This window comes from Pseudomonadota bacterium (assembly GCA_022361155.1).
Classification (GTDB): domain Bacteria; phylum Myxococcota_A; class Polyangia; order Polyangiales; family JAKSBK01; genus JAKSBK01.
In genome coordinates, this window is sequence record JAKSBK010000244.1 from 1 (window position 1) to 4,246 (window position 4,246).

Consider the following 4,246-nt stretch of genomic DNA (forward strand, 5'->3'; position numbering starts at 1 on the left):
CAAGTGACGCCGCAGGATTATCGCCTTCTGCTCTGCTGTATAGTTACGACGTGACTGCTTCTTCCTCTTAGGCATGCTGACTCCTCGCTGCTCCACTCGGGAGCGTCAAGAGGAGTCACGTTCCGGCTGAGGCAAAACACTGGCACTATCCATCAAGCGTCCCCCAGCACCTTGAACCCAATGAAGATTGCCGCGGGAGTCGTATTTGGCAACAAACTGGTCCGTGCCTCCGGCCGACGATATGGCCATCTGCGTCGCCGTGTTGTCGCACGCGACATCTAAAGCACCTGAGGGCACGCCAGGCACAGGAGCACCGGGTTCCCTGGAGCTCGGGGAAAGAGGGCACACGTGCTGAAGGTTCCTGTCACGTAGATATTCCCCGAAGCGTCGTAAGCGACCCCTTCTCCGTGCACCGTCTCACGTGGAAAGCCAGCATGGTTGGCCCACAGCACATGTCCATCTTGGTCATAGTGGACCAGCACCATGTCGGCTACGCCAAACGGAATCACTTCCACCTCCGTGCCCAAGCGATCCTCGATCGCTTTGTCTGCAGCGCCCGAAAGCGCACCAACAAGGATCGCGCTGCCATCGGGTTTGAAGAGGACTTCGCGCCCCATCGACGCACTGGCGCTCCCGCCTGCGTCGCCCGCCCAGATCAGGTTACCGAGTTGGTCAAACTCTGCAATGAACAGATCGCCTCGACGATGTGCCGCGAGCACCTGCTCGCTCGAACTGCCTGCGCCGAACGTGAGCTCGCCATGGAACTGTCCGGTGACAACAATGTGATTGGTCATTGGATGGATGGCCACGCCCGACACGTCAGCCCGGCTGTATCCGTCGACCTTGGGCATGACTATAGCGCTTTGGAACCAAACGGGATTACCCTGGTGATCGAGTCTTGTGATGTAGAGGTTGCGCGGAGCACTCGGCTGGAATCGTGAGGTGCTCAGGGAATTCCCCGCCGCCACCATCGAACCATCGAGCGAGTCCAGCGCGATCGCCTGTAGCTTGCCCTGGCTGCCTGTACCTGGCAGGAACTTGGCCCACAGCAGCCTTCCGTCGCGGTCATACTTGGCCAACGCGGGCCCTCCGTCCGCCGGGCTCAGCAGCGAAGTCGTTTCGAAGCGAACTGTCGCGAAGTCATCAGCGGACATGTGCCAGCATTGCAGCGCGGCGGCCGTGTCCGAGGGGAACCTGGCGCCCATTCCGGCGCCCACGTAGACGCTGCCCATAACATCCAAGGCCACGGCGTTGCCGGTGTCGTCCGCCAGGCCTCCAGCGCATCGCGCCCAAGTATCCTGCGTGCCATCACCTGCACGACTACAGAACCGCTTCAGCCGGTCCACGAGCGGCAGCTCAGGGCAAATGCTCATGGGCATGCCCCCGTCCACCCAAGCTCGTCCACCTGCTCCCCTACCCATCGGCTCGTTCCCGTCCTTACTACAAGCGCTCAGCACCACGATCGCCCAGGCGCTCCACAAAAGAACCTCCAAGTGTTGGGAATTGTTCACCGGGGCTTGAGCGGTTACAGATGCTGCATGGTTACCCAATGAGATCCTTGCATTCCCCTATTTGGGGTTGGGAGAAGCACGTTCCCGAGTGTCGCGACGGGCGCGCTCTAGGTCTAGCTTGCGAAACAGGTCCTTCGCGCTGATCGGCGGCTTGATGTGTTCCGCCGAAGTCCGCAAGCGCATCCTCTCGATCGCTTCGGGATCGTTCACATCTTGGGAGGTCCCGCCGTGTCCGGGGTTACAGTACGATCGAAGCTCTGCGTTGCTGCGCGGATCGTGTGCCGTAAGGCCACTTAGGATGCACAGCGCATCTTCGCCCAGGTGGCCGCAGTCGCGACGCGAACGGCAACCCACGTTTCCTTCGCGCAGACAACGGTCGAGCACGCACGCTTCCCCTTCAGCGCATTCCGCGTCCAGACTACAGGGTCCGCAGCGCCGCTCAATGCAAGCGAGACCCAGACCGCAGCTTCCCGAACGGGTGCAGACCTGGAAGTTGGCCACGTTCACCAGCATCCCCTGCCATTCGTTCGGATCGCGCGGATGAAAACGGTCACTTGGCGCGCTGGGTCGATATGGAGCCTGCTCGGGCGCGGGTCTCCCAGCCACACTCTGCCCAGATGCGCGGCGACGACTATACGCTTTGGAGACTTCCACGGGCGCTGAGTTCTCCACCAGGCTTTCCTCGCGAGCATCAGCAAGCAGCGGCGCCGCCTTCACACCCCTCCACTGCTTGCCAAGCCACCACCCCCCCACAGCGAGCAGCACCGCAGCGGCCCCCAGCATCCCGCGCCGCTGGCGCACTAGAACGCTCACCGCCTTGCTTCCCAGGGCCACTCGATCAGTCCCCGCTCGTTCTCAAACGGTGTGGTATCGCGCATTACTACGGCGAAGGTCTTGACCTGTGGCGAATGCGGGTCCTCGAAGGGTATCGCAGGCTCCCAAAGCTCTCCATGCTGGCCAGAAAGATACTCATCCCAGATGGCTCTGAGCGCAACCACCTCCTTTGGGTTGCTGATGAGGCGGCTCGTCCCAAACATCGGCGGCTGCGCGTGCACTTCCTCCCATGGCACTGCGATGTCCGTCAGCGCCCAGTCGAGCGGCCACGTCGCTCGTGGAACGGTAACCGCTGGCCAGTTATAGCGATCGGTCGCGGTAATGCGCAGTGGACCGTCGATATCGTGTCCGCTCTTGTTCAGCCGCACGATCCATGATCCATAGCTGTCGCGCATACGCATCACTGCCGCAGGAGTGCTCTCGTCTCCGCATCCTCTGGTACACACAATCAGGTTTTGACCGTCATAGTATCGGTAGTCCCCTATATCGAAGTCACCGTAGCGAGGCTGCCACATTCCCACTAGGCCGAGCGCCTCCCAGCGTCCGAATTCAAAGGCCTCAGCCAGTTCTGCCGCGTCAGCGCTGTTCAGTGTGCCAGTGCGGTAGTGCTGTGCTCTGGACCCTATTTGTGGGACCCAGTAGCTGCAATCGCCTTGCACGAACAAGAATGAACCGTGCTCCCACAGAACCGCATGGGTTGGATCAATCGCGCCACCGCCGCCCGTGCCGATCGTCAGCCGCAATGTATCGCTGCCATCGCAGATCAGCTCGATCGATGGTAGCGGCGGCGCAGAACCGCAGCCGCCAAGGGCAATAAGCAAGGTCAGCCGCGTTGCTGTGCTCATCTTGCTACGCCCATTGTCCTCTGAAAACCGCAGGCCGCGCGAAGCTCACGGCTAACAAGGCCCAACACGTTCGCTCGTTGACTCAAGCTAGGGAGCGATACTGCTCATACAGTTTGCCCAGTAGGCGGTCCAGTTCGACGGGATACGCCGGTGGAGAGCAACCTGGAACTCGTCGGCACGAAAGGAATCCCAGGCATCTACGGCACCTCCTGAGTCAACGAACGGCGATTCGGTTTCACCAAATTTGTAGCCCTCCGGGACCTCGCCGATTGCATCGAAGAAATCCCAATAGTTGGCATCTACATTCTCGCCAGAGTCTGAACTGTCAGTATTGGCATCGTAGACATCCCACATATAGCGATCGACGTTGATCGCCTGGCGGCCGGCTCGCGCGGAGCACGAACCTCCGACACTCGTCTCGATCGACAAGCTACTGGGGCAGGTACCACTACCGATACACGTACGCGGATCGTTCGCCCCATCCCAGTAGAACGCAACGTCTCCGAAGAAGGTCGCTCGGCCTTCTTCGAGTGCAACCCCTTGCCACTCGTTCGAAGTGAGGTTCCACCCGTTGCTTCCGGCCGGACAGGTCGTCGTCTGTTGATTGTAGCAGTAACCGCCGTGAGTCAGGCGCCTCGGGTTCGCCTTGTACGAGGCGATGTGACCCATTTCGTGAAGGATCCTACCCTGGGGAGAGAGTACGTCGGTCATGGCGACTATTTCCACCCGATTCAGGGGTCCCCACGCGCATGCGGGAGCATTCGGTTGGCATGAGCCGTCTGTATCAGGGTACTGGATCAAAAGACCCGTAAAAGTGCTCCGCATGCCATTAGAGTAATTGAGCGCGTCGTACCACATCCGGTGGGCGCCATTGTAGAGGTTAGCATAATCCGCCGGAGCAGCGGACGAACCAAACACACGGCCGCACACTTGGTCGACTCGGTGCTGCCGTTCGATGCTCCCGTCAGGCAGTGGGTGTGCTCGCTGCCGTGGCAGCTTCGCAGCGTGCTTGGCTACGACAGCCGACTGTGCAGCGAGGTCATGACGGCCTTTGCG

Annotated in this window: 4 protein-coding genes; all 4 read right to left on the reverse strand. The window is 60.7% G+C overall.

The window, feature by feature from the left end; all coding sequences use genetic code 11:
• Nucleotides 1-278 precede the first annotated feature (278 nt).
• Complete coding sequence (locus MJD61_09170; protein MCG8555440.1) at nt 279-1,421, reverse strand: hypothetical protein; 1,143 nt, start codon at nt 1,419-1,421, stop codon at nt 279-281.
• Between the two features lie 147 nt (nt 1,422-1,568).
• Nucleotides 1,569-2,324 carry a hypothetical protein gene (locus MJD61_09175; protein MCG8555441.1) on the reverse strand — a complete coding sequence of 252 codons (756 nt, stop codon included), beginning with the start codon at nt 2,322-2,324 and terminating at the stop codon, nt 1,569-1,571.
• The gene (locus tag MJD61_09180) at nt 2,321-3,190 is read right to left on the reverse strand and encodes a hypothetical protein (GenBank protein ID MCG8555442.1); all 870 of its coding nucleotides are present in this window, start codon (nt 3,188-3,190) and stop codon (nt 2,321-2,323) included. Before MJD61_09180 ends, MJD61_09175 begins: the two co-directional genes overlap by 4 nt.
• 87 nt (nt 3,191-3,277) lie before the next feature.
• On the reverse strand, nt 3,278-3,619 hold the full coding sequence (locus tag MJD61_09185; GenBank protein MCG8555443.1) for a hypothetical protein: 342 nt from the start codon (nt 3,617-3,619) through the stop codon (nt 3,278-3,280).
• Between the last annotated feature and the right edge of the window lie 627 nt (nt 3,620-4,246).

Bases quoted from the DNA above. Each gene is read 5' to 3' on its own strand.
- MJD61_09180 (MCG8555442.1), bottom strand. From the start codon at position 3,190: ATGAGCACAGCAACGCGGCTGACCTTGCTTATTGCCCTTGGCGGCTGC.
- MJD61_09170 (MCG8555440.1), bottom strand. From the start codon at position 1,421: ATGGGTAGGGGAGCAGGTGGACGAGCTTGGGTGGACGGGGGCATGCCC.